Genomic DNA, 17704 nt, shown 5'->3' with positions numbered 1-17704 from the left:
AGAAAATGGAGGTAACCGATGGACACGGCAATCAAGGCGGAATGGTACGACCTCGCCGATGCGGATCGTGAGGGTTTTCTGGCTTGGCTGCACGGGCAGCATTTGCCGGCATTGCAGGCCCGGCCAGGCCCTATCTGGATCGGTCATTACGAGCGTGCGCCGCAAACGGGCACCTCCAATCCGCCGGGATATCCCTCCCGCGTGGACACGGACGATCCCAGCGTTCCCCGCGGCTCGCAATATCTTCTGGTCACGGCCGCCGCCTCACCCGACGTGTTCTTCGATCCCAACCTTGCAGGAAAGACAGATGCGGAAACCGAAGCGCAACTCGGCAAGCGCATGGAATACCGCTTCGGCATCTTCATCGAGGAGACCAGGGTGAGCGGTCCCGACTGGTACCGCCATCTGCCCGGCACCGGCGCGCCGCCGGCGATCCAGCTCGGTAACTACCAGACCCGGGACCAGACCGACGACCTGGATCTCGCTTTGTGGTATCGGCAGATGAAGCTGCCGCAGGTGACGCGGGCGCGCGGCTGCATCGGTGCACGCAAGCTGATTTCGATCGTCGGCTGGGCCAAGCACGGCATCCTCTACGAGTTCATGGAGATGGAGCCGGGCGAGGAAAATTTCGAGCAGCGCTTTCGGGATGCCGGCCTGGGCGAACGATGGACCGGTCGCCACGTGCTGAAGATCGTCGTGCATGCACCCAACGGTCCGCATGCCGGCCGTCGCATCTGGCCGCCGGTTCAGGGTTGATGGGGTCAGGTCTTGCTTGTTGCATGACATGTGCAAGAAGCAAGACCTGACCCCTCGCCGGCGAGCCCGTCAAGGCGCCGTCCCGGAACGGGGCCGACGTAACCTGGGCCGACTCAGCATGCCGCCGCCCGCCATGACCACCGCGTTCAACACAAACATCGGCGTCAGTCCCAGCGCGCTGCCGATCGCCCCGAATACCACCGGGCCGATCAGCTTGGTCAGATGAATGAAGCTCATGCGCAGCCCCAGCGCCTCACCGGTCTGGCCCCTGGGCGAATAGCTGTACATCAGTATGGTGATGATCGGCTGCGCGCAGCCCATCCCCAGTCCCAGCGCGAACGAGAGCAGGAGGAGGACGTACACGCTCTGGAAGAAGGGTATGAGCACGAGGCTTCCGGCTCCGATGAAGAAGGAGTAGGCGAGGAGCTGTTCCTCCTTGAACTTCTTCAACAGGCGCGAGAGAAAGAAACGCACCGTGAGCTCGGCGCCGAAGTTGGTGGCCTGCACGATGCCGATCAGGGAGGCGGAAAGCCCGATTGCGTGCGCGTACACGGGAAAATAGAACTGATAGAGATCGCGGCCGACGTTGATCAGACTGCTGGTGGCGATTGCCCGGCGCACATTGCCAATTTTCAGGATCGCGTACACGCTGCCCTTGGGCTTCGCTTCGGCGGGGGCGTGGGGCAGCCGGTGCCCCCAGACGACGAGCATCGCGACTGCCACGACGTTGAGCAACGACAGATAGAGGCAAGTGGTCGCCGGCCCCGCGAGATCGACGAAGAAGCCGCCGATCAGCGGGCCGAGCAGGTTCGCCGATCCCATCCCGAGGCTGAAGTTGGCGAAGTTGCGGGCGCGCGTTTCCGGCGTGCTGATGAGACCGATGAGATTCTGCAGCGGCACTACCATGGCGAGCGAAAGCCCGATCAGCGCCGCGGCGATGAACATCGCGGTGATGCCGGGAAATGCCCAGGGCACGAGCAGCCCCAGGCCGCTGCCCACGACGCAAACCAGCAGCGGCGCGCGCGATCCGTAGCGATCGGCGAGCTTGCCGGCCGGCATCGAAAACAGCATCGGCAGGATGGCGAACATGGCCCCGAGCAGACCGATGACGAAGGCGGAGGAGCCGAGCTTGAGCGCGTACAGCACGAGCACCATGTTGGCGGCGCGCACCGCCAGGCCGCTCAACGCGGTCAGTGCGAGAACGTAGAGGATCGACATCTAGCTTGCATGTTATCGTACGTGCCGCACGCGATGCGCGACAACCGCGAGCGCCAGACGTGCGAGGGGGCCGGTGCTGAGCGGCTCTCGTTGCGTTCACAGCAGGCCGTCACAGCATCACAACTTGCGTTGGAGGCAGTCACATGATTAGTGGGATCGACCACATCGAGCTGATCGTCCGCGACGTCGAGGAGTTCATCGCTTTTTTCGAGAAGATGGGATTCAAGGTGCTTACACGTACCTCCCACCATGGCTCATCGGCGGAGTTGCAGCTGCCCGGAGAGAACCAACCCATATTCGAGATTCATCAGGTCAGTCGCGAAGAAAACATCGGCGTGAACCACATCGCGTTCAAGTGCGACAACGCGCAACAGACCTACGACGAGCTGCTCGCCAAAGGGGTGAAGACCATGCGAGAGCCGAACTACGTCGTCTCCACTGGGCGCACGACCGTGAATCTGCGCGATCCGGACGGCTGGCGGATGCAGTTGGTCGACGCGAACCGCAAGGCACCGCAGTAGGCGATGCGACGCCGCCTTGACGGCGGCGTCTGGTTTCACCTGGCGCGTGGCATCGAGCTTGATGCCCGCGGCACGTGTCACCTTTTCCCACGTTGCCCGCCACAAGATCGGTATGCGCGCTCGCATTACCCTTGCAGGGAACGTGCAGGATGGATCAACGTTCGAGCCGGATGCCGGCTTCCTTGATCACCTTGCCCCACTTTGCCATTTGGGTTTTCAGGAACGCAGCGAACTCGGCCGGCGTACTGCCGACGGCGACAGCACCGGATGCCGCGAAGGTCTTGGTGATTTCCGGCTGGCGCACGATTGCGGCAACTTCTCGCGCGACCTTGTCGACAATGGCGCGCGGCACGCCGGCTGGTGCCACCATCGCCTGAAATGCCTCGGCCTCGTAACCCTTGAGTGTCTCGCCTATGGTCGGCACATCGGGCATCGTGTCCAGCCGCTTCGCCGCGCTAATCGCGAGCGCCTTCACCTTGCCGCCTTTGATGTGCGGCGCCGCCGAAATGGTGGTGGTGAACAGCATCGTCACGCGGCCGCCGACCACATCCGTAATGGCGGGAGGAATGCCTTTGTACGGAACATGGGTCATGTCGATGCCGGCCATGCGCTTGAAGAGCTCCGCCGACAAGTGCGGCGCCGATCCCGCGCCGGGTGTTGCGAACGTGAGCTCGCCCGGCCTGGATTTGGCCACCATTACCACTTCTGGCGCCCGGTCACCGCGATTCGCAATGGCGACCTCGACGGCAATGACGCTACCGATCGCGATGCTGCCTGGATTCCATTCATCGGCAACCCGCTGCATCCCGAGTATCCGAGCGCACACTCGATTCTCGCGTCGGCCGTGGCCGCGGTTCTCCAAGCCGAGATCGGCGACGGTCCCGCGCCGGAGTTGGCAACGACGAGCCCGACTGCGAAAGGCGTGACGCGGCGCTGGACGAGCGTCGGCGCGTTCGCCAAGGAGGTGGCCGACGCGCGCGTCTACGAGGGCATTCACTACCGCACGTCCACCGAAGTCGGCGCCGCCATGGGGAGGCAGATCGGCGAACTGGCCGCGGTGAAGTTTCTCGGCCAGTCCGCCATTGCGGCCGACGCGCCGGCGAGGACCGCAGCCGTACAGTGAGCTATGCGGTACCGACGGATGGGTGCCGCGGTACTCCCGTGTACCGCGGCGCCAGCACGTGCCCGGTTCTGCGCGGTCCGCGGCGGATGTTGCTACTTCGGCACGACGCCGATGGCCTTCACGAGCTTGGCCCACCGGACGCGCTCGGCACGCGCATAGAGCGCAAATTTATCAGCTGGCAGCACATGCGGCCGAAAGCCATGATCGGCGATGCGCTTGCGCGTATCGGGTTGGGCCAATATGGCGGCCAACGTGCCGCGCAGCCGCTCGAGCGCGGCCTGCGGGGCTCCGCTGTTGGTACACAGTCCTTGCCAGGAGACCACCTCGAAATCCGGCAACCCGGATTCGGCGAAGGTCGGCACGTCCGGCACATCGATATCGCGCTGCGCCGAAGTTACGCCGAGAGCACGCACCTTGCCTCCCCGCAGCGATCCCAGCGCGGCGGGCACGGTGGAGAACATCGCTTCGACGCGGCCTCCCATGAGGTCGACCAACGCCGCACCCACGCCCTTGTAGGGCACGTGCCCGATGGTAAAGCCGGCCTGCATGCGGAAGAGCTCCATCGAAAGCTGGGGCGAGGTGCCCACACCGGTCGACGCGTAGTTGAGTTTCCCGGGACGGGATTTCGCCAGTGCGATGAACTCGGAAAGCGTCGTGGCGGGCACCGACGGATTGACGGTGAGCACGTTCGGATTGCTCGCGATCATGCCAAGCGGCGCGAAATCGCGCTCGGGATCGTAGCTGAGATTGCGGTAGAGCGCCGGGCCGACGGCGAGCGAAGCGATGTTGCAGCTGAGCAGCGTATGGCCGTCCGGCGACGCCTTGGCCGCTGTCTCCGCGCCGACCGTATTCCCCGCGCCAGGGCGGTTGTCGATGACCACCTGCACACCTAGCTTCTCCGACAGGGCGGCGCCGATCACGCGGGCGAGCAAGTCGGATGCGCCGCCCGGACCGGTGGCCACGACGTAGCGCAATGGGCGATTAGGGTAGTCCGGGACCGCGGCTGGCGCATTAATGCTGAAGATTGCAGCCGACACGGTCGCGACTGCGAGGGGCACGTTCCACATCGTCGATCCTCCTGTTCAGAACGATCATGCGCAAAGGGCGCGTGTCACGGCTGGAAACAGCGGCTCGAAGTTGCGTGTGAAATCCCGATTGGAAAGGCGTGGCGAACGCGAATAGCGATGAGCCGTGTACTATAAGGGGTGCGGGCTCACAGTTTGAAGTGTGAACGGCGGCTCGCCGGCTCGGTTGCGGACGGAGAGTCGCGGAAGCGTACACCTACTCGGCATCGAACCAAAGAGGGAGTGAGATCGCCGACTCTCTCGAAGCCGGAGCTACGTCTGTCGGCTTACGACCCATCTCCGAAATTCGGTATAGCCGCGCGGGATGTCTGTATTCGGCCAATCCGGTCAGCTGGTGAGCGTCGAGCGGACGGCAGAGAGTCACCCGTAAACGGACGTCGGCGACAGTGCCGATGGGGTCAGGTCTTGCTTGTTGCACGGCCGACGGGGTCAGGTCGTGCAAACCGGCTTTCCGCCCGGCTCGCCGAGATCGATACGATTGGCCGTTGCTTTTATTGGCGTCGGATGCCGGCCTTCTTGATTACGTCCGACCATTTGAGCGTCTCGGCGCGAATGAACGCCGCGAATTCCTGCGCTGAGTTGCCGACGACCTCGGCTCCGCCCCTTGCCAGGCGCTCCCGAACTGCGGCGTCTTTCAGGCTGGAAACGACGGTGGTGTTCAGAGTTCTGACGATGGCAGCCGGCGCGCCGGCAGGGGCCCACAGACCCCACCATACCGTCGCTTCGTAGCCGGGCAGACCAGCCTCGGCCAACGTCGGCAGCTCCGGCAGCACGGAGGAACGCTCGCGCGAGGTGACCGCAAGAGCCTTCAGTCGCTTCGCCTTCACTTGCGACAGAATCGAAGGGATCGACACCAGCATGAAATCGACGCGACCGGCGACCAGATCGATGACGGCCGGCCCTGCACCTTTGTAGGGAACGTGGGTGCCTTTGATGTTGGCAGCGAGCTTGAAGAGCTCCGCGCATAAATGCGGCGTGCTGCCGACACCCGACGACGCGTAGTTCAAGCCTCGCGGTTTCGATCTCGCGAGCTCGATCAAGGCGCTCACGCTGGTCGCCGGCATCGAGGGATGGACGACGAGCACGTTAGCGCCTTGGGCGATGAGCGTGACGGGTGCAAGGTCTTTCTGCGGGTCGTAGGGAAGCTGCCCATAGAGCGCCGGGTTGACGGCGATCGGCCCGGGGCTGGATACCAGAAGCGTGTAGCCGTCCGGGCTCGCCTTCGCGACCAGGTCCGCAGCGAGGTTGCCGCCGGCACCGGGACGGTTGTCCACCACGGCGGGATGTCCCCAGCGCTCACGCAGCGTTTGCCCCACGACTCGCGCTGCCGCATCGGCACCGCCGCCGGGCGAGAAGCCTACGACGACCCGTATCGGTCTATCGGGATAGTCGTCGGCATGCGCAAGCGCGGTCAGACCAGCCGCGACAAGGCTCCAGCAAGCAGCAACGCGCATCGATTCCTCCACCGGTCAGTCAACCCAGGCGCTTGGGGTACTGAAGGACCATCAACTGCGCACCATCGGGCCCCGAGGTCACCGTGACGCTTGGTTCGTCCGGTGTAACGGCCACGGCGCCTCGCGTGCCGAGAACGGTGTCGGCGTGGACGACTGTGCCCTGCAGCACGATGTGCACTTGACCGCCGCCGAGCTCGGGCGCTGGCCCCTCGTGCCGCTGCCCGGGCCCCATGCAAACGATGTCGGCGAATACTCCGGCATCGGAGTCATCCTGCGGGACGTCGAGCACGCGCTCCACCGTCGTACTGTCGAGTGCCCGCAGGTCGGCGAGCGTGCGCGTGTGTACATGCTCGGCAAGCAGGTAGCGCTTTCCGCCAGGCCGCAGACGTGCCCTGGCCGCCGGGACATGAATGTATTGCGATCCCTCGATATCGAAGCTCGGCCGCACCACGTAGTACGACATGCCGGCTTCACCGGCGACGATCGGGCCATAGCCAGTGTGCGCGTTGGTGTAGTGGATTGCGATCGGCTCGATCGGGTGATTGCCGAGCTTGCCTGACCCGTCCATGAAGATCTGGAACTGGTCGATGCAATGATAGTGAGGAAGAATGGCCGAGGCGGGGATTTGCTGCTCGACCAGCAGCAGCTGCGGCGTTCCGACGCAACGCTCGGTGAAGTCGCTGCGCCACGTTTCGGTCTCGTTGTCGCGCACGACGTGTATCTTGTCCGGACGAGGCAGCATCGGGGGGATCGAGAGAATCATGGGTTGCTCCTGCATTCCATACTTTGCAAGCCGTCTCGAGCTCGCTTGATCGCATCGATCATCGCGCGGACACCGGTGTCAGTTCAGCGTGATGCCGGCGTCCTCGAGGATCTTGCCCCAGCGCGCGACGTCTTTTTTCAGGAAGTCTGCGGCCTCCTCGGTCGTGCCCGGACTCGGCTGCACGCCTTGACGCGCGAGCTGCGCGCGCACATCGGACATGCCCAGGACCTTGACCATGCACTGATTGAGCTTGGCGACGATCGCGCGCGGGGTCGCTGCGGGCGCTACCAACGCGAACCAGGTACCGATGTCGAGCTGCGGATAGCCCGCCTCGGCCATGGTCGGCACATCGGGCAGGACCGAGGTACGCTGCGAGCCCGAGACACCGAGCGCCTTCAGACGCCCCGATTTCACGTGCGGCGCCATCGACGACATATTGGTGAAAAGCATGTGGACCTGCCCCGACATCAACTCACGCGAGGCCGCCGCGCTGCCCTTGTAGGCAACATGAGTGATCTCGATGCCGGTGCTGGTGCGCAGGAGCTCTCCGAGCAGATGCCCCGTACCGCCGACGCCGCTGGATGCGAAGTTGAGCTCCTTCGGCCGGCGTTTCGCCAGGGCAACCAGCTCCTTGATCGTGCTCACGGGCATCGAGGCGTGCACGACGAGCACGAAGGGCAGCTTGCCGACCACCGATATGGCCGCGAAGTCGCGGATCAGATCGTACTTCGCCCGTGGCGAATGCATGTTGATGGCGACGCTCGAGCTGGGCAGGAAGAGCGTGTAGCCGTCGGGGGCAGCCCGAGATGCCGCATCCGCGGCGACCACCCCGCCCGCCCCCGGACGGTTGTCCACGATCACCGGCGGGCCCAGTTGCTCGGTGATCTTCGGTCCGATGATGCGGGCCACCGTGTCGTTGCCGCTGCCGGGCGGGAACGGCAGGATGATGCTGATCGGTTTGGTCGGATAGCTCTGAGCCGAGGCGTTCCCCACGGACCCTGCGGCTGCCACGACGGATGCAACGATGCTGCTCAGTACGAGCACTTTTCTGTATCTCACGCTGTACTCCTCGCAATGACGGGCAGAATGGCGCTGTCCAGCCGGCCCGCGTGCGGGTATCGACGTGTTCGAATCTCTGCCTTCGTCGTGGATGATAATGCCTTGAGCCTGGATGGGGCATGCTGCGCGCAGTGTCGGCCTCGCCGCTCCGTGTGATCCCTGCTTAGCGTTGCGCCACCTGTTCGCGCCGCGCCACCGGCCGCCTGCGCGTCCTGCCCAGATTCCAGGCCGGTATTACCGCCAGCACGAACGCGATCGCGATCATCAAAAAGGCGTCGCCGAAGCCCCGGGCGCTCGCCTGCGCCTCGATCACCTCGCCCAGGTAATGCAGCGCGGCGGGCCCGCGCACGTTCTCGGACACGCCCATTTCCGCCAGCAATGCGCTCAGGCTGGAGAGCAGCGCCTGGCTCGTCGTGTTGTCGGAGGTCTGCGTGGCCGCCATGGCGTCGGCGTGGAACTCCGTGCGCCGCTCGATGAACACGACCAGCGCAGTAACGCCGCATGATCCACCCAGCTGCCGGATGAAGTTGATCGTGCCGGTGCCCCTGTGCAGCTGCTCGGTGGCGAGCACGTTGAGCGCCGAGATGCTGAGCGAGGGCACGAGCACCGCCATGCCGCAGCGGGCGATGATGACCAAAACGACGAAAGTGCCGAAGGTGGTGTTCGCATCGGTCCGGCTCATGAGGTAGTTGCCCAGCGCGAACAGGCAGAGTCCGCAAATCACGATTCGATGCGCCGGAAAGAGGTCGGCCATGCGGCCGAATATCGGCGTGCCCGCTATCACGAGGAACCCGGCGGGCACCAGCATCAAGCCCGACAGGAAGGGCGTCAACCCCTGCACCTCCTGCACCGCTACCGGGATCAGGTAGTTGGACGCAAAGTTGCCGAGGCCGAATACGAATCCGACGATGACCGCCGCGGTGAATTGCGGGATCTTGAACAGCGAGAAATCGAGCAGCGGGGATGCCGATCGCAGCTGCAGCCAGACGAAGGCCATGCCGCTGGCAAGGCCGATGAGCGCCATCAGCACGATCGCGTCCGAGTCCCAGCCATACCGCTGCCCGTTCGCGCCGGCGGCGAGCAAGGTCCCGATCGCCGCAACCAGCAGCGAATACCCCAGCCAGTCGAATTTCGGCCAGGCTCCTTGCTCCTCGCGCCCCGGCAGATAGAGCATGCCGAGGAGCACCGATACCGCGCAGATCGGTACCGGGACGAGAAAGATCTCGCGCCAGCCGACGCTGTCGATGATCAAGCCGCCGATCATGGGCCCGAGCATGGGCGCGATCTGAATGCCCATGGTGTGGACACCCATGGCTTGTCCGCGACGGTTGGGCGCAAACTGCATGAAGATGAGCGCCATGGTCATCGGCTGCACGATGCCCGCGGAGAATCCTTGCAGCACGCGCCCCAGCACCAGCATCTCGAAGGTCGGGCTGAAGAATGCGATCGCGGTACCGGCGAAGAAAACGCCATTGATGAACAGGAAGGCGGCGCGCACGCCGAGGGCGCGCACGAACCAGGCGCTCAGCAACTGACTGGCGACCATCGTCGCGATGAACCCCGTCGCCAGCCACTGCGCCTGGTCCTGCCCCACCCCGAAGGCGCCCATCACGGTCGGTACGGCGACGTTGGCGATGGTCGAGGACATGATCATCGCGATCGCTCCGGCCATGCCGGCGACTGTCACGAGCCACTTGTTGTCAGGTGATGGGGCTGCCGTTGACACTGGGATCTAGTGTCCTTCGACAGCGGCGCGCAATCGATGCGCGCCACGCCGCCAGCACCGCTTCACGACTTGCTCATGATGTCGCCGCGCCTGCAAGCTTGCGCATGACGGGCCTGATGTCGGTCAGCGTCTCGAACGCTTCGAGATCGCGGAACAGCGCTCGTGCGTGTTCCCGCGAGTAAGCCTGTTCGACGCAGTCGACGAATTTCGGTTCGAGATAGCGTACGAATTCATCCGAATCGCGGCCTTCGGCGTCTTCGCGTCGCACCGAGCGCGTGCTTCCGTCCTTGAACCTGACGGTCAACCCGCATTGCTGCGACAACGAATCCAGGCCGGGGACGCCCACGACATTCACACGGGCAACCAGTTGCTGCAATTCGGGACGCGCCACGTTCTCTTCGTTGAAATGGCGCAGGCTGATCGCGCCGTCGGCAAGCGCCGCCGCGAGCGTGTATTGGATGCTGAACTTGCCTTCGAGACCGTTGCTGACCTTGGGGCGGTTCACGTGCGTGATGCGGCGCTGATTCATTGCGATCGTGATGGTGTCGACATCGGCCGCACGTAGTGGCTCGCCACGTATGAGGTCCAGTGCCGCGTCGATCGGCGCGTGCGTCGAGCCGCAGGACGGGTACTTTTTGAACTTGAGCCCCGAGCGCATGATCTCCAGCTCGTCTCCGAAGTTCGAGACGGCCTCGGCGCGATAGTGGCCCGCGCCGTTGTAGACCTCGAAGAAGCCCTGCTTGCCTTCGAGCGCGAGCGGGTTGGCGGTGAATCCGGCGGCAGCGAGTTGCGCGCACAGCACGCCGTTTCGGCTGGCGTGCCCGACCTGCAGGGGCTTCGCCATGGAGCCGAAGTTCGCTTTGACGCCCGAGGCCATGGAGGCGGCGAGCGCCAGCGCATGGAGCACCTGGTCTTCGGTGAGGCGCAAGAGCCTTGCCACCGCGGCGGCGGCACCGAACACGCCCAGGGTCGCCGTCGGATGCCAGCCCTTTTTATAGTGCTCGAAGTGCACGGCTTGCGCGAGGCGCGTGGCGACTTCGAAGCCGATGACATACGCTTCGAGAATTTCGCGTCCGCTGCTGCCGAGCTCCTCGGCGACGGCGAGCAGCGCTGGCATCAGCGTCACGGTGGGATGCTCGCCCAGCACGAAATTCGAATCGTCGAAATCGAGCGCATGACCGGCAGTGGCGTTGGCCAGTGCCCCATCGGCCGCACTGACTTGCGCGCCGCCCGTGATCACCGTGGCGCTACCGCGCGAAGTGGCCGCAACATGCCGCGCGATGATTTTCGATACCGGCTCGACACTCCCGGCGATGGTGACGCCCAGCACATCGATGAGCGCGTGTCCTGCCCGCGTGATGGCAGCGGGCGGGATGCGGTTGCCGGGTGTGCGGGCGACGAATTGGGCCAGGGTGGTCAGATGGGTCATGATGGCGACTCTCCTCCATGCAGCATGGCGCGCAGCGCCGATTCGAGCTCGCGCCGCGGATCGGCACTGCCCGAGCGCCGGCGCCACGCGATGTGACCGTCGGGGCGTACCAGCACCGCGCCGTCGGGTTCGATGTCGTACTCCGCCGTGAAGCGCTGCGCGGGATCGCGCAAATCCGAGCCGTTACCAACCGTATGGCTCTGGAGCGGGACGCCGAGCGCCTCGCCGGCTGCGGTCGCAGCATCGCGCCATGCCTCGCCCCGGAGACCTGCGAACACGGTGTAGCGAAAATCGATCAGGTCGTGCGTGGAGGCGCGGCGCCCGTCGCGCTCGAGCCAGACGTGCGGGGCGCGACTGCCTGGCCGCGCACACGGGACGTAGTCGGCCACCGGATTGGCAACCACTGGCAGCTCGGTGCCATCCGGGATCACGGCGGCCGACGCGTAGGCGGCACCGAAGATCATGCCCAGCTCGTTATGGAACTCGGGGCGCGCGAGCTTCTGCGGCGCGCCGGCGGCTTGAGCCGGCTGCGCGCCGCGACCCATCGAGAACGCGGTCTCGAGGCATTGCTGAGTGACGTACTGACCGAAAGGACGGCGCTCGGCTTCGTAGGTGTCGAGCAGACCCGGCGCGGCCCGGCCGTTCAGCACGGCCGCGAGCTTCCACGCGAGGTTGTGCACATCCTGCACACCGGTGTTGAGGCCGAAACCGCCGGTGGGCGGCATCAAGTGCGCCGCGTCGCCGGCGAGAAACACGCGTCCCACGCGATAGCGCTCGGCCACTTCGGCTGCGGCGACCCATGGATCGACGCCGAGGATCTCGACGTCCAGGTCCGGCACGCCCGCGGCCAACCGCACGACCTCGGCACAGCGCTCGGATGTGTACGGCTCGAAGGCTGCGTCGAGCGGCAGGTTGATGAGAAAGCCCCAGCGGTTGACGCCGTTGATCGTCATGAAGGTACAACGCAGATCGTCGCGCTGGATGATGTAGATCGCGGCCGGCCGGTCCTGCACCCACGGCCTCAGGTCCGCGTTGAGCAGCACGTTCACGCTGCGATAGACCTCGTGCACACCGTGCATCGGGATGCCGAGCGCCTGGCGCACGGGGCTGCGCGCGCCGTCCGCGGCGATCAGGTACTGGGCCCGCAACTGCTTTTCGCCGCTCGCATCGCGCACCGTCGCCGTGACGCCGCCGGCGTCCTGCTCGACGCGGATCAATTCCGTGCCGAAGGCAGCCGTGCCGGGGGCGAGCGCCTCGGCATGTCGGCGCAGCACGGCCTCGAGGTCGTCCTGCGCGCACAGGCAGTGCTTTGCTGCGCTGGGAATCTCACCATCCGGGTGCGAGCGCTGCTCGATGCGGCGCTCGATCTCGCGTCCGGCGAGCGACTCGGCCCAGATCAGGAAGCGCGTGCGCTCGATGGGGAGCCCCGCGGCGCGCACGGCGTCCTCGACGCCGCACTGGCGGAAGATCTCCATCGTGCGCATGTTGATGTTGCGCGCCTTGGGGTGAATCGACGTGCTCTTGCGCCGCTCGACCAGGCGCGAGGCGATGCCGAGGCGCGAGAGCAGAATGGAGGCACTCAACCCGACCGGTCCGGCGCCGACGATCAGGACCGGAATGGTGTTCATGCGCGCACGCGCTCGCTACGCGGTATTGCGCTAGCCCGCTGTGCGAATGCGCGGCGCACTTTCAACCGGATTTGCGCCGCTTCCTTCGCCGAAAGACAAGCGTGCTCGCGTTCCGAACCGATCTCGGTCATGGCTCCTCCTTCGCTCGCAGTGCGCCTTCATCATAGCGCAGCGAGCGCCAGGGGCGGCTGCATCATCGCCGCCGCGCGCCGCTGCAGCGGCGCGCGGCCCGAGCATGGCGGGCAGCACGTACGACGAGCGTCTGAATCGAGCATTCGGACAGGACCATAGACAGGCGCCTGAAACAAGCCCGATACAAATCAGGCTCGGGCGGAAATGAAAGGAATACCCGGCGCGCGTAGGCTGCACCGGTCGCTTTCGCCGCGAGTCCGCCATCACGGCTCACGGCGCGTGGTTCATCGAAGCGCGGCGCGCATGTTGCCGCTCGAGCTCATGAGAAAGGAACCCTCTATGATCCGATCCGCTGCCACCCACGTTGTCACGATCATCGCCACATGCGCGTTCGCCTGGCCGCTCGGCGCTTCTTCGCATTCGGAATCGCACGCCGCGCTGCACGGTACGACCGCACAGCCCAAGGCGGCCATCCCGCTCTATCGGAATCTCGGCGATCACCATTACGCCATCACCACCGAGAGCCCGCAGGCACAGCGTTACTTCGACCAGGGCCTGCGGCTCTACTACGCTTTCAATCACCAGGAGGCGATCCGTGCGTTCGAGGAAGCCGCGCGGCTCGACCCGAAGTGCGCCATGTGCCCGTGGGGCAGCGCGCTCGCGCTCGGCCCGAACATCAACGCGCCGATGGCTGCCAAGGCGGCCCTCGCAGCGTTTGCAGCGATCGGCAAGGCGGCCGCACTAGCCGGCCATGCGAGCCCGAGGGAGCAGGCGCTCATTCACGCCCTTGCAGCGCGATACGCCGAGGTTCCTCCCGAGGACCGGGCAGCGCTCGATCGCGCTTACGCCGAGGCGCTGCGCGAGGTGGTGCGCCGCCACCCGCAAGATCTCGAGGCGCGCACGCTCTACGCCGAAGCGCTCATGGATCTGTCTCCGTGGAATTACTGGACGCGCGACGGCAAGCCGCGCGAGAGCACGCCCGAGCTTCTCGCTCAGCTCGAGTACGTCATGAAGGCGAACCCGGATCATCCCGGCGCCAATCACTTCTACATCCATGCCGTGGAAGCGGTACAGCCCGAGCGCGCCGTGGCGGCAGCCGAGCGGCTGGTGGGCCTCATGCCCGGCGCGGGCCACATCGTGCATATGCCCGGTCACATCTACGTTCGGGTGGGTCGCTATGCCGATGCCATCAGGGCGAACGAGCACGCCATCCATGCCGACGAAAGCTACATCCGGGACCAGAACCCGGCCGCCGGCGTCTACGTCGCGGGCTACTATCCTCACAACTACGATTTCCTCGCCTTCGCCGCAGCCATGATCGGGCGGCAGGAGCAGGCGATATCGGCGGCGGAAAAGATTGCGACGCTGGTTGCGCCCGAGATGCTGCGCGCCCCCGGCATGCTGTTCACCCAGAACCATCTCACCCGGCACTTGCAGTTGAAAGTGCGCTTCGGTCTCTGGGATGAGATTCTTCAGACGAAAGGGCCGCAGGCGGACCTGAAGCATGCGAGCGCCATGTGGCACTACGCGCGCGGCCGTGCGCATGCCGCAAAGGGCATGATTGCCGCCGCGGAATCCGACCTAGTGCGCGTGCGTGCCGCCCGCGACGATGAGTCGCTCGCTCCCGAGCGTCTGGAATTCAACACGTCGGGTCAGATGCTCGGCATCGCCGCCGAGGTGCTCGCCGGGCACATCGCGCAGGCGAAGGGTGATCGCCAGACGGCGGTCAGCCATCTTTACAAGGCCGCGCAACTCGAAGACGAGCTCGTCTACGGCGAGCCGCCGGAATGGAGCGTGCCGGTACGCCAGGAGCTGGGACGGGTACTGCTCGAGGCGGGGCGTTACGCGGATGCCGAGCGGGCATTCAAGCAAGACCTGAAGCGCTTCCCCAAGAACACGTGGTCGCTCGAAGGGCTTCAGCAGGCGAGCAACGCAAGGGCGCGCTCGGCGAAGTCCGCGGCAGTCACTTCGTCCGGCGGCGAATCGGCCCGCCATCACTGAGGATGCACTGACAGCGTCATTCCCGTGAAAACGGGAATCCAGGGATACGACCTAATTCGCTGGGCTCCCGCGTGCGCTAGAGGGCGCTTCCGTCAGAGCGGGAATGACCCAAATCATAAGGGACCTCACAGGCCCTGCCGCACCCGAGGGAAGACCTCTTCGGCCAGCAACTGCAGCGTATCCGACACCAGCTTCTGTGGCATCCCTGGCCATTGACAGCTCAGGATGTGGTGATTGATGCCGGTCTTGCGCGTGTAGTCGATGATCTGTTGCGCCACTTCGTCCGGCCCGCCCAAGAAGAAGCGGTCCTTGATGAGCTCGTCGAATTCGAGGCCGAGATCGTTGTCCCCCTCCGGCATCGCCTTGTCCTGGCCCCAGGCGTGGTACACCTCGTATTTCTTGGCAAGATAAGGCCGGCACAGTCGAATGGCTTCGTCGCGCGTGCGAGCGACGAAGCACTCGCGCCGGCCGGGAAACTCCGCCGGGAAGGGTTTTCCGGCCGCGTCGAGGGCGCGCTTGTAGACATCGATCTGCCGCTCGATGGTGTCCATCCGATTGTGCGGATTGACGTACCAGCAATCGCCGATCCGGGCGGCCCGTTCGATGGCCGGGTCCGCATTGGCGCCGATCCAGATCGGCGGGCGTGGTTTTTGAACCGGCTTCACGGAAACGTTGGCGTCGACAAGATCGAAGTAGGTTCCCTTCATGGAGACCTTGTCTTCGGTCCACAGCCGTTTGATTGCTTCGATGTTCTCGCTGAACCGATGGACGATCTCCTTGCGTTGCACACCGAAGGCCGCCAGCTCGACTTCCCGATAACCGAGGGCGGCGCCGAAAATCACCCGGCCCTGAGATATGACATCGAGCGATGCGAGCTGCTCGGCGATATCCAGCGGCTTGTGCAAGGCAAGCAGGACGATCCCGAAGTTGAGCCGCAGCCGCTGCGACTCCGCCGCCATGCGCGAATGAAAGACAATCTGATTGAGTGCCTGCAGCGGATGTGATGCGTAGTGCATCCCCTTGGTGAGGGACGCGAAGCCGAGACGGTCGACGAGGCGCACCTGCTCGACCATTTCCTCGAACCGCACGCCCATGTCTTCATCCTGCGGAAACTGCCCTCGGATCATCAATCCGAATTGGATATCTGTCATGAACGGCCCCTGGCGAAGTCATCGATTATCGACTGTTTGGCGACGGCGCGATCCCGGTGCGGAACCGGAATGGTCTGCCAAAAATCTGGCCGGCATTTCACAGCACCAAGGTTCCTCGGCAACCTGAGCTTGAAGTCGCTGCGGGACGACAGCGCCGAGACGGAATCATGCCATACCGCATGAACTTCCCGCTCAATAATAGTGCTTGGATACGCTCCTGTTCTTCACTGTGATCTGTTTAACGCCTCGTTGCAAAGCGATCCAGTATAAGTTCCGCTGGTTCGTCTCCCGTACTTTCTTCGTTCAACGTGAAGCGACGACACGAGGATGCATCGACTGCCGATCTCAGCCGCTCTCTTCCTTGGACTGATGTCCTTATCGTTCGCACCTCCGGTCCATGGAAACGGGAACAGAGCGACCGAAACGACTCGGGTTGCAAAGGAGGATCCCGCTGCATTGACGCGTCTCGCGCAAACGTACGACCAGGCAGAAGGCGGGGAACAGAATTTCGACAAGGCGAATCAGCTTTACTGTCGCGCCGCGAGACTGGGCCATGCAGAAGCGCAGTTCCGCCTGGGCTGGATTTATACGACCGGCCGGGGCGTGGCGCGCGACACCGGGATCGCCGCCGTCCTGTTCGCGATGGCGGCCGAACAAGGTCACGAATACGCGCGCAGACGCCTGCAGCTTGTCCGGGCGCGTCCGAACACCGAGCTTCCGCCCTGCTTACGCCCAGATCGGGTCGCACTCGATACAAAGGCGCCTCGGGAGATCGAGGTGCTCGTGAAGCACCGTGCTACAAAGGCCCCTCGGGAGATCGCGGTGCTCGTGAAGCACCTTGCGCCGCAATACGCGATCGACCCGCAGCTCGTCATGGCGGTTATCTCGGTCGAATCCGGTTTCAACGCAGCCGCCGTATCGCCAAAGAACGCGCAGGGCCTGATGCAGTTGATTCCGGAAACGGCCGAGCGGTTCGGAGTTGAGAGCGTTTTCAATCCCTCGGAGAACATCAAGGGGGGGCTCGCCTATCTGCGCTGGCTGATGGCGTTTTTCCAGGGTGACGTCAAGCTGGTTCTGGCCGCATACAACGCGGGCGAGCGTGCCGTCGAGCACTACCAGGGCATCCCGCCCTACGAAGAGACGCGCAATTACGTCGCGCGCATCACGTCGATGTACCGCAAGCACACTCACCCGTACAACCCGAGCGTCGTGGAGCCGTCTCCCATGATGATCCCGTTGCGCAGGGGCGCCACGAACACTATCGGCTTTCAACGGTGAGTGTTCTGCAGGCGCCCTGCGAGGGCTCGTCGAGCCCGAAGTTCCGGGCCGAGATCGGTCTTGCAACACGGGTGAGCATTTCTGCGTGCGCTGAAACGGCGCCGCACTACGTCAGCGGGATCGCATAGTCCCGCTGCGCCTCGCGGCGAGTCCGCCGTTCCCTCGCGCAATGCTCATGGGATTGCGGCCGTGACGACGGCCGCAATCCTGATGCCATCTTGATGGTTATAATGTCCACGATACGGACAGCTCGAAGTGCTTCAACCCGCACCACCACCATCGGAAGAGCTCACCCAACGCGTGAAAGCCGACTACGCGAAGATCGGCAAGCTGTTCCGTGAGGTCGGCGTGAAACTCGACTAGCGCTTTCCCCTCCTCTC

At 64.6% G+C, this 17704-nt stretch carries 14 protein-coding genes; 5 read left to right on the top strand and 9 right to left on the bottom strand.

What is annotated here, in order from left to right:
• The first annotated feature begins 18 nt into the window (after nucleotides 1–18).
• Nucleotides 19–756 (top strand): hypothetical protein, encoded by a 738-nt coding sequence (locus GEV05_07185; GenBank protein MPZ43167.1) that lies wholly within the window; start codon nucleotides 19–21, stop codon nucleotides 754–756.
• 69 nt (nucleotides 757–825) lie between these two features.
• Here GEV05_07185 and GEV05_07180 read toward each other — a convergent pair whose 3' ends face one another.
• Nucleotides 826–1974 (bottom strand): MFS transporter, encoded by a 1149-nt coding sequence (locus tag GEV05_07180; GenBank protein MPZ43166.1) that lies wholly within the window; start codon nucleotides 1972–1974, stop codon nucleotides 826–828.
• A 143-nt stretch (nucleotides 1975–2117) separates the two neighbouring features.
• Between GEV05_07180 and GEV05_07175 the strand changes: the two genes are divergently transcribed.
• Complete coding sequence (locus GEV05_07175; protein MPZ43165.1) at nucleotides 2118–2495, top strand: VOC family protein; 378 nt, start codon at nucleotides 2118–2120, stop codon at nucleotides 2493–2495.
• A gap of 61 nt (nucleotides 2496–2556) precedes the next feature.
• The gene (locus GEV05_07170) at nucleotides 2557–3618 is read left to right on the top strand and encodes a phosphatase PAP2 family protein (GenBank protein ID MPZ43164.1); all 1062 of its coding nucleotides are present in this window, start codon (nucleotides 2557–2559) and stop codon (nucleotides 3616–3618) included.
• A gap of 92 nt (nucleotides 3619–3710) precedes the next feature.
• Here the strand turns inward: GEV05_07170 and GEV05_07165 are convergent, their stop codons facing one another.
• The 7 genes from GEV05_07165 to GEV05_07135 all read right to left on the bottom strand — a co-directional run bounded on the left by GEV05_07165 (nucleotide 3711) and on the right by GEV05_07135 (nucleotide 12762).
• On the bottom strand, nucleotides 3711–4685 hold the full coding sequence (locus GEV05_07165) for a tripartite tricarboxylate transporter substrate binding protein (protein ID MPZ43163.1): 975 nt from the start codon (nucleotides 4683–4685) through the stop codon (nucleotides 3711–3713).
• A 509-nt stretch (nucleotides 4686–5194) separates the two neighbouring features.
• On the bottom strand, nucleotides 5195–6157 hold the full coding sequence (locus GEV05_07160) for a tripartite tricarboxylate transporter substrate binding protein (protein MPZ43162.1): 963 nt from the start codon (nucleotides 6155–6157) through the stop codon (nucleotides 5195–5197).
• 19 nt (nucleotides 6158–6176) lie between these two features.
• Nucleotides 6177–6920, bottom strand: a complete 744-nt coding sequence (locus GEV05_07155) for a hypothetical protein (GenBank protein MPZ43161.1) — start codon at nucleotides 6918–6920, stop codon at nucleotides 6177–6179.
• A gap of 78 nt (nucleotides 6921–6998) precedes the next feature.
• Nucleotides 6999–8201: a tripartite tricarboxylate transporter substrate binding protein gene (locus GEV05_07150; GenBank protein ID MPZ43160.1), complete on the bottom strand. Its 1203-nt coding sequence runs from the start codon at nucleotides 8199–8201 to the stop codon at nucleotides 6999–7001.
• A complete protein-coding gene (locus GEV05_07145) occupies nucleotides 8143–9666 on the bottom strand; it encodes a DHA2 family efflux MFS transporter permease subunit (GenBank protein ID MPZ43159.1) in 1524 nt (507 codons plus the stop codon). The genes GEV05_07150 and GEV05_07145 overlap by 59 nt, the downstream gene beginning before the upstream one ends.
• A 112-nt stretch (nucleotides 9667–9778) precedes the next feature.
• Nucleotides 9779–11134: an MmgE/PrpD family protein gene (locus GEV05_07140; GenBank protein ID MPZ43158.1), complete on the bottom strand. Its 1356-nt coding sequence runs from the start codon at nucleotides 11132–11134 to the stop codon at nucleotides 9779–9781.
• Nucleotides 11131–12762: a hypothetical protein gene (locus GEV05_07135; protein ID MPZ43157.1), complete on the bottom strand. Its 1632-nt coding sequence runs from the start codon at nucleotides 12760–12762 to the stop codon at nucleotides 11131–11133. The genes GEV05_07140 and GEV05_07135 overlap by 4 nt, the downstream gene beginning before the upstream one ends.
• 471 nt (nucleotides 12763–13233) lie before the next feature.
• Between GEV05_07135 and GEV05_07130 the strand changes: the two genes are divergently transcribed.
• Complete coding sequence (locus GEV05_07130) at nucleotides 13234–14895, top strand: tetratricopeptide repeat protein (GenBank protein MPZ43156.1); 1662 nt, start codon at nucleotides 13234–13236, stop codon at nucleotides 14893–14895.
• 125 nt (nucleotides 14896–15020) lie between these two features.
• Here GEV05_07130 and GEV05_07125 read toward each other — a convergent pair whose 3' ends face one another.
• On the bottom strand, nucleotides 15021–16046 hold the full coding sequence (locus GEV05_07125) for an LLM class flavin-dependent oxidoreductase (GenBank protein MPZ43155.1): 1026 nt from the start codon (nucleotides 16044–16046) through the stop codon (nucleotides 15021–15023).
• Nucleotides 16047–16415: 369 nt separating this feature from the next.
• On the opposite strand from GEV05_07125, the gene GEV05_07120 reads away from it, so the two are divergent.
• Nucleotides 16416–17324 (top strand): transglycosylase SLT domain-containing protein, encoded by a 909-nt coding sequence (locus GEV05_07120; protein MPZ43154.1) that lies wholly within the window; start codon nucleotides 16416–16418, stop codon nucleotides 17322–17324.
• Nucleotides 17325–17704: the final 380 nt, after the last annotated feature.

Source organism: Betaproteobacteria bacterium (assembly GCA_009377585.1).
Lineage (GTDB): Bacteria > Pseudomonadota > Gammaproteobacteria > Burkholderiales > WYBJ01 > WYBJ01.
Note: the sequence above shows the minus strand (reverse complement) of the source record. Positions and strands in the feature narration are given on the sequence as shown.

What these genes read in the sequence shown, in the direction of transcription:
- GEV05_07120 (MPZ43154.1), top strand. Translation starts at nt 16,416, where the DNA reads ATGTCCTTATCGTTCGCACCTCCGGTCCATGGAAACGGGAACAGAGCG.
- GEV05_07185 (MPZ43167.1), top strand. Translation starts at nt 19, where the DNA reads ATGGACACGGCAATCAAGGCGGAATGGTACGACCTCGCCGATGCGGAT.
- GEV05_07135 (MPZ43157.1), bottom strand. Translation starts at nt 12,762, where the DNA reads ATGAACACCATTCCGGTCCTGATCGTCGGCGCCGGACCGGTCGGGTTG.
- GEV05_07155 (MPZ43161.1), bottom strand. Translation starts at nt 6,920, where the DNA reads ATGATTCTCTCGATCCCCCCGATGCTGCCTCGTCCGGACAAGATACAC.
- GEV05_07125 (MPZ43155.1), bottom strand. Translation starts at nt 16,046, where the DNA reads ATGACAGATATCCAATTCGGATTGATGATCCGAGGGCAGTTTCCGCAG.
- GEV05_07140 (MPZ43158.1), bottom strand. Translation starts at nt 11,134, where the DNA reads ATGACCCATCTGACCACCCTGGCCCAATTCGTCGCCCGCACACCCGGC.
- GEV05_07175 (MPZ43165.1), top strand. Translation starts at nt 2,118, where the DNA reads ATGATTAGTGGGATCGACCACATCGAGCTGATCGTCCGCGACGTCGAG.
- GEV05_07130 (MPZ43156.1), top strand. Translation starts at nt 13,234, where the DNA reads ATGATCCGATCCGCTGCCACCCACGTTGTCACGATCATCGCCACATGC.
- GEV05_07160 (MPZ43162.1), bottom strand. Translation starts at nt 6,157, where the DNA reads ATGCGCGTTGCTGCTTGCTGGAGCCTTGTCGCGGCTGGTCTGACCGCG.
- GEV05_07180 (MPZ43166.1), bottom strand. Translation starts at nt 1,974, where the DNA reads ATGTCGATCCTCTACGTTCTCGCACTGACCGCGTTGAGCGGCCTGGCG.
- GEV05_07165 (MPZ43163.1), bottom strand. Translation starts at nt 4,685, where the DNA reads ATGTGGAACGTGCCCCTCGCAGTCGCGACCGTGTCGGCTGCAATCTTC.
- GEV05_07170 (MPZ43164.1), top strand. Translation starts at nt 2,557, where the DNA reads ATGCCCGCGGCACGTGTCACCTTTTCCCACGTTGCCCGCCACAAGATC.